We start from the raw sequence: 20,933 nt of genomic DNA, 5'->3' as shown, positions 1-20,933 counted from the left end.
CGGATCCTTCAGGCCCCTCGGATCTCTCAGACGCGGGCTCCGTTGTCGAGCGGATCGCGGCGTGCCGTGCGGGCCTTCCCGCGCGATGTGCCCTTCCCCTTGCCCGGTGCGGGCGGCGGCGGGGCCTTGGCGCTCCGCTCCAGGGTGAGGGCCCCGGGTACGGCGGTGAACACCGAGGACCAGGTGCCGACGACGATGCCGATGAGCAGGGCGAGCGCGAAGTCGGCCAGCGAGTCACCGCCGAGCACCGCGAGGGCGGCCAGGATGAACAGGGCGCCCATCCCGGTGTTCACCGTACGGGGAACGGTCTGTAGGACGGCCCGGCGGGCGATGGTGTCCAGCGGGGTCCGCCGGTTCGCCCCCCACAGCTCCCGTACCCGGTCGAAGACCACCACCGAGTCGTTGACCGAATAGCCGATCACGGTGAGCAGGGCGGCCAGGAAGATGCCGTCGACCGGCCGCCCCAGCCAGGCGAAGGCCCCCACCACCAGGATCACGTCGTGCACCATCGCCACGACGGATGCCACCGCGAACGTCCACCGGAACCGGACCGCCAGGTAGGCCAGCTGCACGGCCACCGCGACGCCCAGGGCGATCAGCGCGTTGCGACGCAGTTCGTCGCCGAGGCTCGGGCCGATCAGCTCGTCCCGTACCTTCGTCGTCTCGCCGCCCTCCTCGGCGAGCGCGGCGCGCAGGGCGTGTTCGCCGTCGTTGTCGAGCTTCCCCGTGCGTACGGACAGGTCGCCGTCGCCCGCCGTGGTGACCTCCGCGTCCCCGAATCCGGCGGCAGCGATACGGTCCCGGGCCGTCTCCACGTCGACCGGGCGGCTGGTGGAGTACTCGACCAGCCGGCCGCCGGTGAACTCGACGCCCAGATCCACTCCGCGCACCACGATCCCGGCCACCGCGACGACGACCAGCACCGCCGAGACGACGAGCCAGCGGACCGGTTTCCGGAAGAGCTTCGGATCCTTGCGGACCAGCCACGTCCGTACGGCACCGGGGCGGCCGATGCCGTTGACGCCCCGGTAGTCGCTGACGAAGCGGGAGTTCGCCGCGATCTCGGTGAGCGCGCGGGCGATGACCAGGGCGGAGAACATCGAGGCGACGACCCCGATGGCGAGCGTGACACCGAAGCCCTTGACCGGGCCCGAACCGAGGAAGAAGAGCAGTCCGGCCGCGATCAGCGTGGTCGCGTTGGAGTCGGCGACCGCGCTCCACGCCTTCTGGAACCCGGACGTCAGCGCGGAACGCAGGGAGCGTTTCGGCCGGTCGGCGCACTCCTCCCTGGCCCGTTCGAAGACCAGGACGTTCGCGTCGACCGCCATCCCGATCGCGAGGACGAACCCGGCGAGGCCGGGAAGGGTCAGCGTGACGCCGAGGGCGATGAGCGCGGCGTACGAGATCACTCCGTACGCGCCCAGCGCCACGGCGGCCAGCGCACCGAAGAGGCGGTAGACGACGGTGATGAAGAGCGCGGTGGCGGCCGCTCCGATGAGGGCCGCCTGCGCGCTCGCGTCGATGGCCGCCGCGCCGAGCGTCGGGCCGACGGTCCGCTGCTCGACGATCTCGACGGGCACGGGCAGGGCCCCGCCCTTGATGAGGAGTGCCAGATCGCGCGCCTCGTCCGCACTGAACGATCCGGTGATCTGGGTGGCACCGGACGGCAGTCCGGCGCCGCAGCCGACCGAGGGGTCGACCTGCGGCGAGGAGATGACCTTCTCGTCGAGGACGATGGCGACCCTCCGCCGGTCGTCCCCGGCGGGGTGGCAGGCGGCCTCCCCCGTCAGCTTCTTCCAGTCCTGTCCGGCGTCCTTGCGGAACTCCAGCGACACGGTCCAGCCCGCTCCGCCCTGCGCGTCGAACGCGGCGCTCGCGTCCTCGACGCCCGCGCCGGAGAGCCGGGGTTCGCCGAGGGCGAGGGGACGGCCCTGCTCGTCGGGGAGCGTCAGACGGTCGGGGTCGGTGTCGGGGGCGGGGTCGGTGGTGGATTCGGGGGCCGGGGTCTTCTTCTCCGGTTGGTCCGTCCCCGGGCCCTCGACCGCGTGGAAGGTGAGTTGAGCCGTCCGGCCGATCACCTCGGCGGCCTGGCGCGGGTCCTGTACGTCGGGCAGTTCGACGATGATCCGGTCCTCGCCGGAACGGGTCAGGGTCGGTTCGGTGACGCCCAGCGAGTCGATCCGCTGCCGCAGCACCTCCAGGGTCCGGTCGGTGGTGTCCCGGTCCGCCTCGACGGTGGCGGTGTCCCGGGCCTGGAGCACGATGCGGGTGCCGCCCTGGAGATCGAGGCCGAGTCTGGGCGACATGGTCAGGGTGATGTAGACGGAGACGAGCAGCACGGCGACAGCCAGCACCGCTCGCACCGCGGTGGCGCGAGTCATGGAAATCCTCCGGTGGGGCGCCGGGCGCCCTCACCTCAGCGAGGACGCGACGCCGGAACGGCAGAACGGGCGGAACAGGACGGCGAATGACCGGTCGTGGGACCGGTGGTCCTGTCCGGAGGCCCCCGGACACCGGGAAGCGCGCCCCGGCGGCTACCGGGTGCGTCGAAGGATTCCGCGGCGACACACTGGACGCCGCCGCGTGGCTCGGCCGGCCCCGGCGGGGCGGGGGTCAGCGCGTCGTGCGGCGGCGGGGGTGCGTGGAGGAGCAGGTACGCCCGGCCGGTGCCCGCCCGGGGAGCCTGCGCCGGATCGGCCGCCGCCCTGGGCTGCTCGTGCCCGGCCCACGCCACGAGGTGCCGGACGTTGTGTGCGGTGTCGTGTGCGATGTCGTGTGCGATGCCGTGCCCGGCGTGGTGGTCTCGGGGGCCGAATACGCCGTCGTGGCAGGTGTCGTGCCGGGACGCACGGACGCTGTCATGCCCTGCGCGATGCCCGGTCCGATGGGTCTGCGGAACGGCCGACGACGGTGCGGCGGGCGGCGGAGCGGCGGGCGGCGGAGCGGCGGCAGTGGTGACGGCGGGCGCGAGGCTCCGGGCGGCCAGGGCGGCGGGCACCGCCCCGTTCGCCGTGGCGGCACCGCCGACCAGGGTGAGGACGGCGAGGAGCAGCGTGGCCAGCACGCACCGCACCCGGTGCGTGTGCGCCCCGGGCTGTCCCCGGTACGACGTCACCTCGGGTGGCCGGATCGCTCGGGCGGCGTCGGCCGGTGGCGGAGCACGGAGCTGAGGATCTGTCCGGCGCCCCGGACGACCGTCGTCGACGGGTCGTCGGCCAGGCGCACCCGGGTGCCGAGGCAGCGGGCGAGGTGATCGGTGACGTCGGACCGCAGCGCGCCGCCGCCCGCGAGCACGGGTCCCTTGCGAAGGGCTCCCTGGATCGCGCCGTGCCGGTCGTGCCGCCACATGGACGTGATCATGTCGAGCACCGTGCGGCCGAGGACGGTGGGCAGCGTCGCCGGATCGAGGCCGTCGAGGTCGTCGAGTCCGCTCTCGGCCTGCCGGGCGTCGGCGACCAGCCCGCCCACGAGGAGCGTGACCTCGGTCAGCTCGGCTCCCATGTCGACAACCAGAAGGGGGCCCGTCTCCCTCGGTCCCGCGTACGCGGCGGCGGCCCGGGCGCTGCTGAGGACCAGGACGCGCGTCGTCCCGAGCCCGGCGAGCAGGGCGCGCGCGGCGGTGCGGTGTTCGGCGCCGGCGAGCACGGGATGGCTGAGCACGATCACGCTGTCGCTGCGGTCGGGGCCCAGGGCCGCGTCGGCGATCCGGCCGAGCAGCCGGCCGCAGGACTCGGGGTCGACGATGCGCCCGCGCCGGACCGGTCGCTCGCCGCCCCCGTGGGGACCGGAGCCCGGGAACGGGTCGAGGAGCAGGCCTCGGCCGGGCACCCAGGCCCGGGTGCGGGAACTGCCGAGATCCAGGGCCAGCCCCCGCGCGGCCGGGGCACCGTTCCATGCCCCCTGGTGCTGGTTCTGCTCCTGGTGCTGGTGACGCGTTCGGAGGCCCGCTCGGGAATCTCCGGAACACCCCGCCCCGAACGCCCCGGCACCGCTTCCGTCACGAAGCGGTCCGGGGCCTTTCCCCCATGGGCCCGCCCCCGGGCGAAACGGCCCTCGCCGCTCGCCGGTTGCGGAAGTGATCGGGACGGCCGGAGCAGGAGCACGATGAGGCGAGGAGAGGACGGCGACGCTCGGGGCGGGAACGTTCCGGGCGGCAGCGTTCCGGGCGGGGCCGGACGGCAAGGAGACGAAGGGGCCCGACGACGAGGAGGACGAGGAGACGGCGGGGTCCGACGCCAGGGAGACGGCGGGTCCGGACCACGGGGAGACGGCGCGACCCGGTCGCTGTCCGTCGTGCACAGAACGCATCGTCCCTCACCCCCGGCCGGCCGTCTCCGCCGCCCACGCACCCGTCGGCCCACTGATAGTGAGGCACGACCGAGCCCTCACTATGCAATACGGGGTGGTGGAACGCCACTTCCTCGCAGATTCACAGGCGCGCCGACGCACCGCGCGCGGCAGTCACCGCCTCAGCCGTCCTCCCCCGCCGCCAGGAACGCAGCCACCAGCTCCGCGAACTCCTCCGGCACCGCGATCCGGACCCCCAGGTCCTCCGCCTTGGTGCGCTTGGATCCGGCCTTGTCCCCGGCGACCAGCAGGCTCGTGCGCTTCGACACGCTGGAGGACGACTTGCCGCCCGCCCGCTCGATCAGCTCGTTCATCTGGTTGCGCGACAGCTTCTCCAGCACGCCGGACATCGCGCCCGTGACCACCACGGTCATCCCCGCCAGCGGCAGCGCGGAGCCGGTGCCGCCGTCACCACCGGTCTCCCCGTCCGCCCCGGCCGCCGCCTCCTCCTCCGTCCCCGGCTCCGGGGGCGGGGTGGCGCCCGGCTCGGTCATGGTCACCCCGGCCGCGACGAGCTTGTCGATCAGCGGCGCCAGCTCCACCAGCTCGGCGACCACTGCGGCGGCCTTCTCCTTGCCGATGCCGTCCACCCGCTGGAGCGTCTCCACATCGGCGGCGACGATCCGGTCCATCGTGGCGAAGTACCGGGCGATCCGGCGTGACATGGAGCGCCCCGTGCCCCGTACGCCCAAGGCGCAGAAGACCCGGGAGAGCGGCCGGGTGCGGGCGGTCTCGATGGCCGCCAGGAGATTGTCCGTGGAGGTCTCGCCCATCCGGTCGAGGGCGAGCAGCTGCTCGCGCTCCAGGGTGAAGAGATCGGCGAAGTCCGCGACGAGACCCGCGTCGACGAGCTGGACGACCCGCGTGGCGCCGAGGCCCTCGATGTCGAGCTGGTCGCGGCCCGCCGCATACGAGACGGAGGCGACGAGGCGGCAGTTGCGGCCCCGGGTGCAGCGCCAGCGCTGTTCGCTCGTGTCGATGCCGGAGCCGCACTGCGGGCAGCTCTCGGGGAAGTCGACGGGCGTCTCGTCGCCGGTGCGCAGATGGACCACTGGGGCCTCGATGCGCGGGATGATGTCGCCGGCCTTGTAGACCATGACCCGGTCGCCCAGCCGCAGGTCGCGTCGGGTGATGTCGGCCGGGTTGTGCAGGGTGGCGTAACCGACGGTGGAGCCGTCTATCTCCACGGGCTCCAGGACGGCACGCGGCGCGATGATGCCCGTGCGCCCCACGTTCCACTCGACCGACAGCAGGCGGGTGATCTTCTCCACGGCGGGCAGCTTGTAGGCGATGGCCCAGCGGGGCGCGCGGGTGCCGGAGCCCGCCTCGCGCTGGTCGGCCGCCAGGTCGGCCTTGATCACGATCCCGTCGATGCCGAACGGCAGCGCGGCGCGCAGGGCGCCTATCGCGTCCACCCGCGCCTGGACCTCCTCGACCGTGGCGGCCAGGACCGGCGCGACGTCCGTGCCCGCGGCCGTGTGCACGCCGAGGCCGGCGACGTACGACAGGACCTCGCTGTGCGGCAGTTCGGGGAGGGTCTCGCCCAGCTCCCCGGAATCGGGCAGCGGCAGCGCGCCGTAGGCGAAGAAGGTCGTCTCCACCCGGTAGGCGCGGTCCTTGGCGCGCAGGGTGCCCGCCGCCCCGTTGCGCGGGTTGGCGAAGGGGGCGCCGCCGTGTTCCGTACGGATCGCGTTGCCCTGGTCGAACTGGTCGTTCGTCATGAGGATCTCGCCGCGCACCTCGATGGTGACCGGCTCGGCCAGCCGCTCCGGCAGTCCGACGACGGCGCCCGCCGCATGCGAGACGTCCTCGCCCGCCGTGCCGTCGCCCCGGGTGATGAGGCGCTCGAACCGGCCGTCGCGATAGCGCGCGGCGACCGCCAGGCCGTCCAGCTTCGGCTCGACGCTCCACGCGGTCACCGGTCTGCCGATGCGCCGCTCCAGCGAGGCGGTCCAGGTCGCGAACTGCTCGGCCGAGAACACGTTGTCCAGCGAGAGCATGGGAACCGTGTGCGGCACGTCGCCGACCGCCGCACCGCCCGCGACCTTCCCGGTCGGCGAGGCGGCGAGCACCTCCTCCGGATGGTCCGCCTCGTACGCGGCTATCCCGCGCGCCAGCCGGTCGTAGGCGTCGTCGTCCAGCGCGCTCTCGCCCGTGGCGTAGTACGCGGCGGCGGCGACGGAGGCCTCTTCCACGGCGGCGGCATAGGCGGCGGCATCGGCGAGCACAGCGGCTGAGTTCGTCATGGTCACCATTCTTCCGCCCACCACTGACAACGGCCCCGATCGCCTCCCCGCCCCATTTCAGGGAGAGCGCTCTCCCTCGTCGCCGCATACAACTCTCGCTCCACCGTGCCGATTTACCGGCCCTGCGCGATCCCTTGACATGCACAGGAGGCACTTCTACGTTCCTTCGAGAGAGCGCTCTCTCGCTTGACCCAGGAATCCCCCACTTCCCCGAACAGGAGTGCCGTGCTCTTCCGTCATCGACGCAACCCCGACCACCGCCGCCAACGATCCCTGCCGTCCTGGCGGTACAGAATCGCCGGGCTGGCCGCCGCCGCCCTCGCCCTCTCCTTCCTCCAGGCCAACGTCGGCAACGCCGCGGCCGAGCGGGCCGCCGCCGAAGCCGCGCCGAAGGCCGCCGCGGATGTGGTGCGGGTGGCCGAGTTCCTCGCCGAATGCCCGTACACCCACCGGCTCCCCGACGACCCGATCGTCTTCCCCGGGCTGCCGGGCGCCTCCCACATGCACAGCTTCTTCGGCAACGACACCACACACGCCGCCTCCGACCTGGCCTCCCTGGAGCAGGGCCGTACGTCGTGCTCCCCCGACACCGACCTGTCGTCGTACTGGGTGCCCACCCTCTACGACGGCGACAAGGAGGTGGAGCCCACCGGAACCACCTTCTACTACCTGGGCGAGGGCGTGAGCGACGACGTCATCCGCCAGATCCAGCCGTTCCCCCGGGGCCTGCGCATCGTGGCGGGCAACGCGAAGGCGACCGGCCCGCAGGACAACACGATCGCCCGCTGGTCGTGCCTGCACGCCGGTGAGGTGAACCCCTCGCAGGACTTCGTGAACTGTCCGCCCGGCACGATGATGGAGTCCTACCTGGACTTCCCGCAGTGCTGGAACGGTACGGATCTCGACTCCGCCGACCACAAGAGCCACATGGCCTACCCGGTGAACGGCGGCTGCCCGTCCACCCACCCGGTGCCGGTGCCCAAGCTCCGGCAGGTGCTGCGCTACCCGGTGAACGGTGACCCGGCCGGCTTCCGGCTGGCGTCCGGGCCCGGCTACACGATGCACGGCGACTTCTTCAACGTATGGCCGGAGGAGGAGATGGCGCAGCGCGTCCGCGACTGCATCAACGCGATCGTGAAGTGCGGCTTCGACGGCAAGCCCTGACCGTCCGTCACCACTGCCCGTCACCACCGTCCTTCACCACCGCTCTCCTTCCACCTCCCGACCCACCCCCCACCGCACCACCGTGTCCGCCCCGGGGCGCCGGCTCCGGGGCGGACACCCTCCCCCCTCCCCGTACGAGGACACGCCATGAACCCCATCGACCTCCCGCTCCCGCCGCTCCGCCGGGCCGCCGTCCTCGTCCTGCTCGGCGCGCTGGCTCTCGGCGGCGCGGCCGGCTGTTCGACGGCGGCGGATTCCGCGCCCCGTACGGCACAGGTGCGCGAGTCCCCACCGACCGGCACCCCCACCTCCGCCTCGACCGCCACCGACGTGGGCTGGGTCCAGCTGATGACCCCCATGAATCAGCAGGCGGTGAAGCTCCTGACGCTGGCCGCCGAGCGGGCGGCCGAACCACGGTTGCGCGATTTCGCGGCGCGGCTGCGCACCGGGCAGGAGGCCGAACTCGGCCGCCTGCGAGCTTTGTCGACCCGCATGGGGCTGCCCGGGACCGATGTGCACGCGGGGCACGACATGCCCGGCATGGTGACGGTACGGGACCTGGAGGCGGCCCGCGCCGCCGAGGGGCCCGCGTTCGACCGGCTCGTCCTCGTACAGATCCGGGACCATCTGCGGCAGTCCGCACAGGTGTCGCGTTCCGAGATCACCTCGGGCGGCCGGGCGGACGCCCGCGAGCTGGCCGCCGCCCTCGTCAAAGCGCGCGAGACGTCCCTCGCCGAGCTGGAACGGCTGCCGGGTGCGGTCCGGGCCCTCGGCTGAACAGGGCGGCCTGCCTGCGGGTATAAAGGGCTGCATGACAGCCGAAGTGCCGCAGCCCGTACGCCCCACGACCTTGGAGGACGTGGCGGCCGTGGCCGGTGTGTCACGGGCGACGGTGTCCCGGGTGATCAACGGGGCGACCACGGTGGACCCGGCCCTGCGCAGCGTCGTCGAGCAGGCGGTGGCGACCACCGGCTATGTGCCCAACCGGGCCGCACGTTCGCTGGTGACGCGGCGGACCGACTCGGTGGCCCTGGTGGTCTCCGAGCGGGAACGGCGGCCGATGTCCGAGCCGTTCGTCGGCCGGATGTTCTCCGACCCGTATTTCGGGCGGGTCGTCAGCGGGCTGCTGGAGGTGCTGCGCCCGGCGGGGATCCAGATGGTCGTGATGCTCGCCGACGACGAGGCGTCCCGCGGCCAGTTGCTCTCCTATCTGCGGCACGGCCACGTCGACGGGGTCGTACTGATCACGACGCACGCCGACGACCCGCTGCCCGGGCTGCTCCAGGAGACCCGGATGCCCGCCGTCCTCGCGGGCCGTCCGCACAAGCCGTCGCCGCTGGCCTATGTGGAGGTGGACCAGCACGCCGGGGCGCGGCTGGCGGCCGACCACCTGGCCGCGCAGGGGCGGCGGCGCATCGGCACGATCACGGGGCCCCAGGACATGCCCGCCGGGCAGGTCCGGCTGACCGGGTTCCTGGAGGCCTGCGCCGCCCACGGCATCGAGGACGTGGCCTGCGCCGAGGGCGACTTCACGCATCTGGGCGGGGCGGCGGCGATGCGCCGGCTGCTGGCGGACCGCCCGGATCTGGACGGGGTGTTCATCGCCTCCGACCTGATGGCGCTGGGGGCCCTGCCGGTGCTGCTCCGGGCCGGTCGCGACGTGCCGTCCGACGTCGCGGTGGTCGGCTTCGACGACAGCAGCGCCGCCGCGGCCTGCGATCCGCCGCTGACCACGGTCCGGCAGCCGGTGGAGGAGATGGCGGCGGAGATGGCCCGGCTGCTGCTGAAGCAGATCGGCGAGCCGGGCGGGCCGTCGCCCTCGGTGCTCTTTCCGCCGGCGCTGGTGCGGCGGCAGTCGGCCTGAGCCGCCGGGGGCCTCCCGGAGGGCACTCAGGGGCGGGCCGTCAGGCAGTCGTTTCCGGCCGGCCCGGAACCGGAGCCTCCGCGGGCGTCTCGGTAGGCGCCTCCGGGGGAGCCACCGTGGGCGGCTCGGCAGGCACCTCGGTGGGCACCTCCGTGCGCACCTCCGTGGGCGTCTCGGCAGGCGCCGAAGTCTCCGCCGGGAACGGCTCGTCCGCCAGGTCCGCCCCGGCGAAGCCCTCCGCGCGCACCGGGACCTGGGGGCCCGAGGACTCCTGGAGCCAGCGGGTGAGCACCCGGTGGACCGTCTCGGCGCCCACCAGACCGCCGCCCGGCGGCGGAGGCGCGCCCTCCGCCGTCTCGGCGGCCACGATGTCGAGCGGGTCCGTGAGCCCGCGCGGCCAGAGCAGGAACGGCCGGGACTGTTCGCCGCCGAGGCCGCCGTGCGAGCCGATCTGCTCCTCGAAGGCGTGCACGGTGCCGGTGCCGGGGTCGTACATGGAGTTGACCATGACGTCGGCGACGTGCGGGAAGGTGTCCGTACGGCGTACGGCGGCGGCCGCCCCGATGTCGAAGCCCGCGAGCGGGCCCTCACCGTCCGTCAGTTCGGCGACGGGGACCTCGGCGCCGCCGGGCCCGAGCACCACGGAACCGTCCTCTCCGCCGACGAGGAGGAAGCCGATCCCCGGATGGTTGGCGAGCGTGGAGAGCAGTGCCGGGTGGCGGCGCTCGATCTGTTCACGGGAGGCGCGGCCCTCGATGTCGGGGAAGGAGATCAGCCCGAGGTTGCCGGAGGCCAGGACGATCGGGTCGGAGAGCTTGGCCGGGTGCTCGTCCTGCTGTTCCCCGACCGGGCGGTGCAGGGCGATACGTACCGCGTCGCGAGCCTCGGAGGCGCTGCGGGTGCGCTGGGCGCGGCGGGGCACGGGCAGTCCGCAGCCCGCCCGGACGAGGTCCTTGAGCGTGAGCCCGTACTTCCCCGCGAAGGTTTCGCCGGGGCTCTGGCCGTGGTCGGACAGGAGCACGATGCGGTAGGCGCGCGGGGTGTGGTCGGCGATCTTGGCGATCAGGGCGAGGGCGCGGTCGAGGCGTACGAGGACCTTCTCGGCGTCGCGGCTGTGGGGCCCCGAGTGGTGGGCGACCTCGTCGTAGGCGACGAGGTCGGCGTAGACGGCGGTGCGTCCGGCGAACATGTCGCCGAGGACGGCGGCGACGACCACATCGCGCTCCACGACGGTGGCGAAGGCGCGGATGAAGGGGTAGAGCCCGCCGCGTTTGATGCGCGGGGTGACCTTCCGGGCGCGGGCCCGGGTCGACTGGCCGATCTCGCGGAGCACCTCGGCGACGAAGGAGAGGGCGGTACGGGTGGCGTTGGCCGGGTCGGAGAAGTAGGCGAAGTATCCGGCGCGGGAGCGGCGGCCCTTGCCGCGCCGGGCGGCCATGGAGAGCACCAGGGCGAGCTGTCCGGCGCCGCCGCTGAAGAGGTTGCCCCGGCTCGCCCCGTCGACGGCGAGGAGGCCCCCGTCGTGGGTGCGCCGGATGGCCCGCCGTTGCATTTCGAGGGCGCTCGCGGGGCGGCTGGAGACCATGACGGTGCGGGTCTCCTTCTCGTACCAGCGGAACGCGGGCACGTCGTGGTTGCTGCCGTGCAGCAGGGCGAGCTGGCTGGCGCCGGTCTGGCTGGACCAGTCGGTACGCCACGGGGTGAGGCGGTGTCCGGAGGAGTCGGCGAGCCAGCCCGCGACGGTCGGCATGAGGCCGTCGGCCGCCGCCTCGACCAGCACGTCGTGGCCGACGCCGTCGAGCTGGAGGAACACCGTGCCGGGCGGTCCGTCGCGGCCCGGTACGGCCGGGTCCGGCGATCTGCCGCGTCGGCGTCGCCGGTCGGCGAGGCGGGACAGCCGGCGGCGGTAGGCCTCGTCGTCGCGGACGGCGAGGGCGGTGGAGGTGGCGGAGGCGACGGCGGACATCACCGCGGCGACGACGACCGCGGTCTCCGGCGCGGCGTCCCCGCGGCCGTCCGGGATCAGGCGCAGCGCTATCAGCAGCAGCGAGCCGTTGAGGAAGAAGACCAGGGCGCCGAGGACCAGCGCGGGCACGATGAGCAGGGCCCGGACGAGGACGGGCCACACCAGGGCGGAGAGCAGGCCGAACGCGCCCGCGCCCCAGGCCGCGGTGAACGCCGTCTTGGTGATCGTGTCGCCGTCGTCGGACTGGAGCTGGAAGTCGGGCAGGGCGCCGGCCAGGACGAGCATGGTGAGGGTGGACACCGCCCAGACCGCGATCACCCGCATCAGGGCCCTGCCCGCCGTCCGCCACTTCCCGTCACCCACGCCGGTCCACCTCACGCCCTCTCCGCCCCCGGGGCCCGGTGTGTCCGGGCCCGCCCTTCAGCTTTTCACAGCGTCGCTCCCGGTCAGCGGCTTCGGGTGGCAGGCCCAAGGCTCGGCGCGAGGGTACGGGGGGCGCATAGGCTCGTACCGGCAGCGCACCCGGTCACGGGCCGCGCGGGCCGCACACCGGGTCGCGGGGCTCGGACGAGTTTCCGGACGAGGGCCGGATGAGGACCGGGCGGGACCGGGCAGGAACCGTACGGGGATCGAGCGAGGAGGCTGGCGGGCCGGTGGAGGTCACCTGGTGGGGTCATGCCACCTGCACGATCGAGGACTCGGGGGTGCGGGTGCTGACCGACCCCCTGTTCGTACGGCGCTTCGCGCATCTGCGCCGCCGCCGGGGCGAGGTGCCGCCGCCGGAGGCCGCGGTCGCCGAGGTGGTGCTGGTCTCCCATCTGCACTCCGACCATCTGCATCTGCCGTCGCTGGCCCGGCTGGCTCACGGCAGCCGGCTGATCGTGCCGAGCGGCGCGGTGGCGGCCGTGCCGGGGCTGCGGATGCTGCGGCGGGTGCGGCAGCTGCACGTCACCGAGGTGCGGCCGGGCGACACGGTGCGGATCGGCGAGGTGCGGGTACGGGCGGTCCCCGCGCTGCACGACGGGCGGCGGCTGCCGGTCGGGCCGCACCGGTCGCCCGCGCTGGGTTACGTCGTCGAGGGCGAGGCCCGGACGTACTTCGCCGGGGACACCGGGCTCTTCGACGCGATGGCCGACGAGGTGGGGCCGGTGGACGTGGCGCTGCTGCCGGTGGGCGGCTGGGGGCCCTATCTGGGCCACAGCCATCTGGACCCGGCCCGGGCCGCCGAGGCACTGACCCGGCTCGCGCCCCGGTCGGCGGTGCCGGTGCACTACGGCACGTACTGGCCGATCGGGCTGGACGCGGTGCGCCCGCACGAGTTCCACGCGCCGGGCGACGAGTTCGTACGGCACGCGGCGAAGCGGGCGCCGGAGGTGGCCGTGCATCTGCTGGGGCACGGCGAGCGGGTCAGTCCGGAGGCCGGCCGGTGATCCAGGAGATCCAGCAGGTGGTGCGGGAGCTGCCCACCGAGTCGACCCAGCAGGCGGTCGGCTATCCGACGCTGTTCGCCCTGGTGGCGCTGGGGTCCTTGGTGCCCGTGGTGCCGACGGGGGCGCTGGTGAGTTCGGCGGCGGTGGTGGCCTTCCACCAGACGTCGCCGCTCGCCCTGCTCTTCGTGTTCCTGGTGGCGTCGGCCGCCGCGTTCCTCGGGGACGTCTGTCTGTACTGGCTGGGGCAGCGCGGGGTGCGGTCGAAGAACGGCTCGAAGTGGCTGGAGGCGCTCACCCGCCGGGCCGCGCCGGAGCGGCTGGCCCAGGCGCGGGAGAAGCTGGCGGAGCACGGGGGGACGGTGCTGGTGCTGTCCCGGCTGGTGCCGGCCGGGCGGATCCCGGTGATGCTGGCGTGTCTGCTGGGCCGGATGCCACTGCGGCAGTTCGCCCGGGGCGATGTTCCGGCGTGTCTCGCGTGGGCGGCGACGTACCAGCTGATCGGGATCCTGGGCGGTTCGCTGTTCCCGGAGCCGTGGCAAGGGGTGGTCGCGGCGGTGGCCCTGACGCTGCTGATCAGCGGGGCGCCGGCGGTGTGGCGGAGGCTGCGGGCGCGGTTCGGGCCGGCGTCGTCGTAGCCGTTCGCCGCGGCGGCCGTTCCCCGTGGCAGCCGTACGCCGTACTCGTACGCGGCGGTCATGCTCAGCGCAGTTCGGCGAAGACGGCCGCGAAGCCGTCCAGTGCCCGCGCCACATGCGGAAGCTCCAGGGGCTTGGCGGCGGCGAGGGATTCCGTCTGCTGCTGCGGGGTGGCCCCCAGCAGCGGACCGGTGCCCAGGCGTACGCGCAGGGCGCCCAGCTCGTCCCCGAAGCGGTGGCCGCCCGGGGCCGGGGCGCCGAGCAGGTCGGTGAGGTACTCCTCCAGCTCCATGGAGTCCGTGACGCCCAGGTCCGCAAGGCGGGAGCGGAGCGGGCCGAGGTCGGCGTAGAGGTGGCGGCCCGCCTGCGGGGGGCGGGCCAGCGCGCCGGAGCCGAGGACCGCGCGGTGGGCGGCGGCGGCGACCTCGGTCTGGAGCGCCGCGGCCCGCCGGATCCGGTCGCGTACGGAGTCGGGCTCGCCCAGGGCGTGGGCGGCCGCGTGGGCGAGCGGACCGGCGACGAGGGCGCCGAGTGCGGTGAGGATGTCCAGGGTGCGGGCGTGCCGGACGGCGGCGCGGGGGGTGTCGGGGAAGCGGGCGACGGCGACCGGCCAGGCGGCGGGTACGAGCGCCCCGGACAGGTCGGCGATCACCGTGACGTCATCCGGGCACATTTCGGCCGGGCTGAGCAGGACGGTGTCGCGCGGGCGGTGCACGGTGTCGCGCCAGGTCTCGTCGCTGATGATGTGCAGCCCCTCGTCGACGGCCGCCTCGCAGGCCTCGCGGACCAGCTCGGGCGGGGCGACGGTGGCGGTGGGGTCGTCCACGACGGACAGGAGCAGCAGTCTCGGCCGCCCACCCTCGGCACGGACCCGGCGGACGGTCTCCAGCAGGGCGTACGGGTCGGGGATGCCGCCGCATTCGGCCGGGGTGGGCACGTGGTAGGCGGGCCGGCCCAGCAGCCGGGCCTGCGGCATCCAGGCGGCGGGGCAGGGGCGCGGCATGAGGACGTCGCCGCCGTGTGCGCCGATGAGGGCCAGCAGGAGCGGCTGGGCCCCGGGCGCGGCGGCGATCCCGCCCGCCGCGCCGTGCAGCCCACGCCGGTCCCAGTAACCACGGGCCGCCTCACGCAGCACCGGCCCGCCGCCGGGAGGCTCGGGACGGGTCCGGGCGGAGGCGGCGGCGAGGACGGCGGCCAACTCGGGAAGAACGGGCAGCCCGGGGTCGGGCGCGGGCGGCCCGTAACGGACGGGACCGTGATCCTCGTGCGCGCGGGGGGCCGGGTGACCGGGTGGGCGGGGCTGGTGCTCGGCGCGGTAGTCCGGGCGGGGGGACTCGCCCTCGGACCGGTGAGCCGGGTGGCCAGGCTGGTCCTCGGACCGGTGGTCCGGGCGGGGGGACTCGTCCTCGGACCGGTGAGCCCGGTGGCCGGGCTGGTCCTCGGACCGGTGACCTGGGCGGGGCGCGTGGTCATCCTGGGCGCGGGCCGCACGGTCAGCCGGCCGGCCGGCCTGGCCCTCCTGGGCCAGGGGTCGGTCCTGGCCGTGGGCCTGGCCCCCCTGCGCATGGGCCGCGTCCTGCCCGTAGGCCCGGCTTCCCGGCCCACCGGCCTGGTCCTGCCCAGGGCGCCCATCCCGCTCAAGCGCGGGGCCCTCCGGCCCCTGGGCGCGGCCCGGCCCGCCGACCGGACCCGGCCCGCCTGCCCGGTCCCCCGGCGGGCCGGTGTCCTCCGTCCCCTGCATCCGCATCCGGGCCTCCTCCGCCGCTCGTCGCTCCGCGCCCTCGCCACCGCCGGCCCGCCCCGCGCACCGGGTCCGGTTCCCGGGTCCAGGGGCCCAACGCCCGGCCGCCCGGGGTTCGAGTGCCCAGGGTTCAAGCAGGCAGCTTCTGGCTTCTTTATACGGAGGTTCCGGGCGGCCCGCCCGTCCAATCGCGCGCCCGCGCCGGGGGCGTCGCCGCGTCGGCCGTATCGCCGGGCGGCGGCGCGTGGCCCGTGTCTCAGCGCGCCTGCTGGTTCAGCGTGGCCCGGAGGGGTATTCGCTGACGCATGTCCACACCGAGAACCTCACCCACCGCCTCCTCCGCCCCCGCAGTCGCCCGGCTGCGCGGCTGGCTGCAAGGGCGCGATCTGGCCGTCTTCCGGAGCGTCGCGGACCGGCACTGGCCGGGGGCCGATCCGCTGCTGCCGCGGCTGAGCCGGAGCGCCAATCACGGGCTGCTCTGGTTCGGGGCGGCGGCCGGGATCGCGGCCCTCGGCAGCAGCGCGCGTTCGCGGCGGGCCGCGCTGCGCGGGGTGGCGTCCCTCGCCGTGGCCTCGGCGGCGATCAACACGGTCGGCAAGGGCGCGGTGCGCCGCGAGCGGCCGATAGCGGACCTGGTGCCGGTGGTGCGGCAGCTGAAGCGGCAGCCGGTCACCACCTCCTTCCCCTCCGGCCACGCCGCGTCGGCGGCCGCCTTCGCCACCGGGGTGGCCCTGGAGTCCAAGGGCTGGGGCGCGGTCGTGGCCCCGGTCGCGGCGGCCGTGGCGGCCTCCCGCGTCTACACCGGGGTCCACTACCCGAGCGATGTGCTCGCGGGTGCGGCGCTCGGCATAGGAGCCGCGTTCGCCCTGCGCGGGGTCGTGCCCACCCGGGGCCAGCTGCCCGCTCCCGGCCGCCCGCCCGGCGAGGCCCCGGCGCTGCCCGCCGGGAAGGACCTCGTCGTCGTGGTGAACCAGGAGTCGGGCACGGCCACCGCGACCGCCTCGCTGGTACGGGAGGCGCTGCCCGCGGCCGAGGTGGTGGAGGTGCCGCCCGAGGAGCTGGCGGCGGCCATGGACCGGGCCGCGGGCCGGGGCCGGGCGCTGGGCGTCTGCGGCGGCGACGGCACGGTGAACCTGGCGGCGTCCGTGGCCGCGACGCACGGGATGCCCCTGGCGGTGTTCCCCGGCGGCACACTCAACCACTTCGCCTACGACCTGGGCATCGAGACCGTCCACGAGACCGCCGCCGCGCTCACCGCGGGCGACGCCATCCGCGTGGACCTCGGCCGCTTCCGGCCGGGGCCCAAGGGCGCGGACGGAGCCGACGGCTATTTCCTCAACGCCTTCTCGCTGGGCGTCTACCCGGATCTGGTGCGCACCCGGGAACACTGGTCGCCCCGGATCGGCGGCTGGCCGGCGGGCGTGCTCGCGGCGCTCCATGTGCTGCGCGGGCAGCGGCCGTTGGAGGCCGAGTTCCAGGGCCGCAGGCGGCCGTTGTGGCTGCTCTTCGTCGGCAACGGGCTCTTCCAGCGGCTGGGCCCCGCCCCGGGCCGCCGCCACAACCTGGCGGACGGGCTGCTGGACGTCCGGGTCGTCCACGGCGGCCGGGGACCCGCGCTGCGCCTGCTCGCGGCGGCGGTGGCGGGACCGCTGACCCGCTCCCCCGCCCATGCCGCGGTGCGTCGGCGCCGGGTGCGGATCGGCGGACTCGCGCCGGGGACTCCGTACGCGTACGACGGTGAAGTGGCCCGCTCCGGAACGGAACTGATGATCGACAAGCTGCCGGAAGCGCTGACGGTCTACTGCCCGATGCCGGTCTGACACCCAGGGACTCCAGGGACCCCAGGGATGCAAGTCCGCATAGCAAGACAGCTATCTCATCATTCGACATCGCGGCGTACGGTGGTTCCGTCGCCGCGCCCGTCGGCGCGGGGTTTCCGGGAGAGGGAGAGGGCGTCACGCCATGCCGAAGGACACCGCCGTGTACACGCACGGCCACCACGAGTCGGTCCTGCGGTCGCACCGCTGGCGGACCGCCGCCAACTCGGCCGCCTACCTCCTCGGCGAACTCCGCCCCGGTCTGGCCGTGCTGGACGTCGGCTGCGGCCCGGGGACCATCACCGCCGATCTGGCCGCGCTGGTCGCGCCGGGCCGGGTCACCGCGGTGGACGCCACCGCGGGCGTGCTCGACCAGGCCGCCGCGGTGGCGGCCGAACGGGGCCTGGAGAACGTCGAGTTCGCGGTGGCCGATGTGCACGCCCTGGAGTTCCCCGACGACTCCTTCGACGTGGTCCACGCCCACCAGGTGCTCCAGCATGTGGGCGACCCGGTCCAGGCGCTGCGCGAGATGCGGCGGGTCTGCCGGCCCGGCGGCGTGGTCGCGGCCCGGGACAGCGACTACGCGGCGATGACCTGGTATCCGGAGACCCCCGGCCTCGACGTGTGGCAGGACGTGTACGGCCGGGTGGCCAGCGGCAACGGCGGCGAGCCCGACGCCGGTCGCCGCCTCCTCTCCTGGGCGCGGCGGGCCGGGTTCACCGACATCACCCCGACCGCGGCCGCCTGGTGTTTCGCCACCCCGGAGAGCCGCGCCTGGTGGAGCGGCCTGTGGGCGGACCGTACGACGGACTCGGTCTACGCCGAGCTGGCGGTGGCGGGCGGCCACGCGAGCGCCGAACAGCTGACGGCGATCTCCGGGGCGTGGCGGGCCTGGGGCGAGGAGGGCGACGGCTGGTTCATGGTCCCGCACGGTGAGGTGCTCTGCCGGGTGTGAGGCGAAGCGGGGGTTCCGGCCCGCCCGGAATCGATCACACCGGTCGCGGCCGCCAACTACCCTCGTACGCATGGAGATCCTGGGAACCACGCTGCGTATCTGCGTCGACGACCTGGAGGCCGCGGTGGCCTTCTACGAGGGGCTGACCGGCACGTCGGCCCTGCGCTTCGAGCGCGGTGGGGTGTCGGTGGCCGCGATCGGCTGCTTCCTGCTGATGAGCGGGCCGGAGTCGGAGCTGGAGGTGCTGCGGAAGGTGGGGGCGACGATCGCCGTCAAGGACGTCGACGAGGCGAACGAGGCGCTGACCAGGGCGGGCGCTCGGGTCATCGCGGGTCCGGTGCCGACCCCGGCGGGCCGCAACCTCATCGCGCTGCACCCGGACGGTTCGGTCTTCGAGTACGTGGACCGCAACGTCACCGTCTGACCGGCCGCCGTCACTTCCCCCGGCGGCGGAAGAGGTAGCCGCCGCAGCCGAGCCCGATGAGGAACATGGCGGCCAGCGCGGACCACAGCGGCATCGTCACCTCGGGGATCAGCACCCGGATGGTGACGTCCCTCGTGTTCACGCAGATGAACACGATGACGAGCGCGACCAGCACGCCGACCGCGATGCGCCCCGGAGTGAGCCACCCCTGGGCGCGCCCGCTGTCGCTCGATACGTCCTTGGGGCTCATGGTCCGGCCCTTTCGCTCGCTCCTCGCCCGGTCCGGCCCGCCGTCGTGCACGCGGCCGCCCCCCGGGATCCCAGCATGAGCGGATGCCGGGTCCGGGGGGCGGTGCTGTTGGGCCGTTCGGGTGAATGGGCGGGTGGGGGCATCAGCCGGCCGGGACCACTGGGAGCTCCAGTACGCCGGTGTCCTCGGGGGCGTGGAGGACGGTGACGGGCTTGATGCCCCGGTTGCCGAAGTACGCGGTGTCGCTGGCGGCGATCACGAACTCCAGCCGGTGTCCCTTCTCGTACCGGTGGACGATGCCGGGCAGCTCGACGGTGAAGGGCCGGGTGACGTCGGGGACCCGGACCGGGGAGACGAGCCGGTTCACCAGCGTCCGGCTGCCGTCGGGCGCGACGTCGTAGACCTTGGCGAACAGGACGAGCTTGTCGGAGGCGTCGCCGCTGTTCTGGACCCGCTCCGCCTTCGGCGAGACGACCTTCAGGGTGGCCTTCGGCGCGCCGACGACGTCGAGGGGCGCGGTGAGGGGTTCGCTGCGCCAGCCGAGGTAGGTGCCCTTCGTGTCGTACGGCTTCGGGTCGGGCAGTCCGATCAGCGGGGCGATGGAGCTTTCGGAGTGGCTGGTGGGCACGAGCCAGTTGGTGTACTGGCGGCTGCCCCGCGCGACCTTGGCCCGGTTGTCGACGAGCTTGCCGTCGCCGGAGAGGTAGAGGGACTGCGAGAGGGCGGGGACGTCGGCCGCCGTGCCGTAGCCGCTCTGCCAGTCGCGGTAGTAGGAGAGGGCGGGCCCGGTGTCGGCGCCGGTGTTCTTGTGGAGGTAGCGGTCGAACCAGGCCAGCACCCGCTGTCCGACGTGGCTGGTCTCCAGATTGCCCTGGCTCAGGTCGAGTTCGCCGGGGGCCTGGCCGCCGCTGTGTCCCCAGGACTGCCAGATCATCTTGGTCTCGGTGCCCTGCGCCTTGAGGGTGCGGTAGGTGGCGGTGGCCTCGTTGAGGTTGAAGAGGCTGTCGGCCTGGCCCTGGACGATGAGGGTGGGGGCCTTGACCCGGTCGAGGTAGGAGACGGGCGAGACGCTGCGCGCGTACGCGAGCATCTCCTTCGCCTTGTCGGCCGGGTAGCGGCCGGAGTTGAGCAGCCGGACGGTCTCGCAGGCGCGGGTGGCGAAGTGCAGGCAGTCCAGCCGGTTGATCCGGGAGGGGTCCAGGCTCGGGTTGAGGAGCGGCTGCCCCTCGCCGATCAGATAGAAGCCGTTGGCCCACTGCCACTTGAAGACGCCGGGGGTGTCGGAGGTGACGCCGGTGTGCGCCCCGGTGTTGTTGGGGGCGAGTGCGTAGCCGAGGTCGTTCCAGGTGATCAGCGGGACGAGGGCGTCGACGCGGGGGTCGACGGCGGCGGTCGCCAGCTGGATCGCGCCGCCGTAGGAGCCGCCGATCATCCCGACGCGCGGGTCGCCGTCGGCGTCCCGGGTGACGAAGTCGGCCCGCGTCCCGTCGTCGGCGGCGCGAACTCCCCCGAGGAAGTCGAGGAGTTCGCTCGCGGCCTGTCCGTCGACGGCGGGGTCGTCGAGGGTGATCAGGCAGCCGGACTTGCCGAAGCCGAGCCCGGAGTAGACGAGCCCGACGTAGCCGCGCTCGGCGAAGGCCCTGCCGATGGCGTCGGTGGAGCCGTCGGACTTGCTGCCGCCGAATCCGTTGGTGGCGAGGACGGCGGGGGCCGGGTTGTCGGCATCGGCCCCGGCGGGCCGGTAGAGATCGGCGTCCACCGTACAGGTGCGGTCGCCCGCCTCGACGGTGAACGTCAGCGGGGTGACGGTGTACGGGGCGGTGTCGGCCCGGGCCGGGCCGGCGAGGACGAGGGGGGCGACGAGGGCCGCCCCGGCGGCCGCGACGAGCGGGCCGCGCACTCTGGAAACAGCACCTGACACGAAGACCTCCACACCGAGGACACCTTACCGACCGGTAATTATTGGGTCGCGCTCATGCTGTGACACAGGTCATAGCCGTGTCAACGCATCGGACAGCGGTTCTTGACGGATGTTCACGTTCTCCGCGCGAAAACACACACGCCCGCGCCCGGGCACCGAAGGCGGTGCGGGCG

16 protein-coding genes are annotated in these 20,933 nt (G+C 74.1%); 8 read left to right on the top strand and 8 right to left on the bottom strand.

Annotation, left to right across the window (positions count from 1 at the left end; translation table 11 throughout):
* Positions 1 to 26: 26 nt before the first annotated feature.
* The 4 genes from secD to ligA all read right to left on the bottom strand — a co-directional run bounded on the left by secD (position 27) and on the right by ligA (position 6,602).
* A complete protein-coding gene (gene secD, locus A3Q37_RS02355) occupies positions 27 to 2,381 on the bottom strand; it encodes a protein translocase subunit SecD (protein WP_065476887.1) in 2,355 nt (784 codons plus the stop codon).
* 35 nt (positions 2,382 to 2,416) lie between these two features.
* Positions 2,417 to 3,064 carry a hypothetical protein gene (locus A3Q37_RS02350; RefSeq protein WP_079137638.1) on the bottom strand — a complete coding sequence of 216 codons (648 nt, stop codon included), beginning with the start codon at positions 3,062 to 3,064 and terminating at the stop codon, positions 2,417 to 2,419.
* Between the two features lie 47 nt (positions 3,065 to 3,111).
* Positions 3,112 to 3,828, bottom strand: coding sequence for a rod shape-determining protein (locus A3Q37_RS02345; protein ID WP_065476883.1), 717 nt, complete (start codon positions 3,826 to 3,828; stop codon positions 3,112 to 3,114).
* 641 nt (positions 3,829 to 4,469) lie between these two features.
* Entirely contained in the window at positions 4,470 to 6,602 is a 2,133-nt protein-coding gene (ligA, locus tag A3Q37_RS02340) for an NAD-dependent DNA ligase LigA (RefSeq protein WP_065476881.1), read from the bottom strand.
* A 216-nt stretch (positions 6,603 to 6,818) separates the two neighbouring features.
* On the opposite strand from ligA, the gene A3Q37_RS02335 reads away from it, so the two are divergent.
* The 3 genes from A3Q37_RS02335 (at position 6,819) to A3Q37_RS02325 (ending at position 9,621) form a co-directional block, all read left to right on the top strand.
* Positions 6,819 to 7,757: a DUF1996 domain-containing protein gene (locus tag A3Q37_RS02335; RefSeq protein ID WP_065476879.1), complete on the top strand. Its 939-nt coding sequence runs from the start codon at positions 6,819 to 6,821 to the stop codon at positions 7,755 to 7,757.
* A gap of 147 nt (positions 7,758 to 7,904) precedes the next feature.
* Positions 7,905 to 8,534 carry a DUF305 domain-containing protein gene (locus A3Q37_RS02330; RefSeq protein ID WP_065476876.1) on the top strand — a complete coding sequence of 210 codons (630 nt, stop codon included), beginning with the start codon at positions 7,905 to 7,907 and terminating at the stop codon, positions 8,532 to 8,534.
* A gap of 34 nt (positions 8,535 to 8,568) precedes the next feature.
* Positions 8,569 to 9,621, top strand: coding sequence for a LacI family DNA-binding transcriptional regulator (locus A3Q37_RS02325; protein ID WP_065476874.1), 1,053 nt, complete (start codon positions 8,569 to 8,571; stop codon positions 9,619 to 9,621).
* A gap of 40 nt (positions 9,622 to 9,661) precedes the next feature.
* Here the strand turns inward: A3Q37_RS02325 and A3Q37_RS02320 are convergent, their stop codons facing one another.
* A complete protein-coding gene (locus A3Q37_RS02320; RefSeq protein WP_079137622.1) occupies positions 9,662 to 11,950 on the bottom strand; it encodes an alkaline phosphatase family protein in 2,289 nt (762 codons plus the stop codon).
* A 290-nt stretch (positions 11,951 to 12,240) separates the two neighbouring features.
* On the opposite strand from A3Q37_RS02320, the gene A3Q37_RS02315 reads away from it, so the two are divergent.
* On the top strand, positions 12,241 to 13,017 hold the full coding sequence (locus A3Q37_RS02315) for an MBL fold metallo-hydrolase (RefSeq protein ID WP_065476871.1): 777 nt from the start codon (positions 12,241 to 12,243) through the stop codon (positions 13,015 to 13,017).
* A complete protein-coding gene (locus A3Q37_RS02310) occupies positions 13,014 to 13,652 on the top strand; it encodes a DedA family protein (RefSeq protein ID WP_065476868.1) in 639 nt (212 codons plus the stop codon). The genes A3Q37_RS02315 and A3Q37_RS02310 overlap by 4 nt, the downstream gene beginning before the upstream one ends.
* Positions 13,653 to 13,716: 64 nt before the next feature.
* On the opposite strand, the gene A3Q37_RS02305 is transcribed toward A3Q37_RS02310, so the two are convergent.
* Positions 13,717 to 14,868 (bottom strand): aminotransferase class I/II-fold pyridoxal phosphate-dependent enzyme, encoded by a 1,152-nt coding sequence (locus A3Q37_RS02305; protein WP_065477320.1) that lies wholly within the window; start codon positions 14,866 to 14,868, stop codon positions 13,717 to 13,719.
* Between the two features lie 830 nt (positions 14,869 to 15,698).
* On the opposite strand from A3Q37_RS02305, the gene A3Q37_RS02300 reads away from it, so the two are divergent.
* The 3 genes from A3Q37_RS02300 to A3Q37_RS02290 all read left to right on the top strand — a co-directional run bounded on the left by A3Q37_RS02300 (position 15,699) and on the right by A3Q37_RS02290 (position 18,589).
* Positions 15,699 to 17,213 (top strand): bifunctional phosphatase PAP2/diacylglycerol kinase family protein, encoded by a 1,515-nt coding sequence (locus A3Q37_RS02300; RefSeq protein WP_065476866.1) that lies wholly within the window; start codon positions 15,699 to 15,701, stop codon positions 17,211 to 17,213.
* 142 nt (positions 17,214 to 17,355) lie between these two features.
* Positions 17,356 to 18,165, top strand: a complete 810-nt coding sequence (locus tag A3Q37_RS02295; RefSeq protein WP_065476864.1) for a methyltransferase domain-containing protein — start codon at positions 17,356 to 17,358, stop codon at positions 18,163 to 18,165.
* 70 nt (positions 18,166 to 18,235) lie between these two features.
* Positions 18,236 to 18,589 (top strand): VOC family protein, encoded by a 354-nt coding sequence (locus A3Q37_RS02290; protein ID WP_003965046.1) that lies wholly within the window; start codon positions 18,236 to 18,238, stop codon positions 18,587 to 18,589.
* Positions 18,590 to 18,599: 10 nt separating this feature from the next.
* Here A3Q37_RS02290 and A3Q37_RS02285 read toward each other — a convergent pair whose 3' ends face one another.
* Positions 18,600 to 18,839, bottom strand: a complete 240-nt coding sequence (locus A3Q37_RS02285; RefSeq protein ID WP_065476862.1) for a LapA family protein — start codon at positions 18,837 to 18,839, stop codon at positions 18,600 to 18,602.
* A 142-nt stretch (positions 18,840 to 18,981) separates the two neighbouring features.
* Entirely contained in the window at positions 18,982 to 20,739 is a 1,758-nt protein-coding gene (locus A3Q37_RS02280) for a CocE/NonD family hydrolase (RefSeq protein ID WP_065476860.1), read from the bottom strand.
* Positions 20,740 to 20,933: the final 194 nt, after the last annotated feature.

This window comes from Streptomyces sp. PTY087I2, from assembly GCF_001687325.1.
Classification (GTDB): Bacteria; Actinomycetota; Actinomycetes; order Streptomycetales; family Streptomycetaceae; genus Streptomyces.
This window is presented reverse-complemented; position numbering and strand designations above follow the sequence as displayed.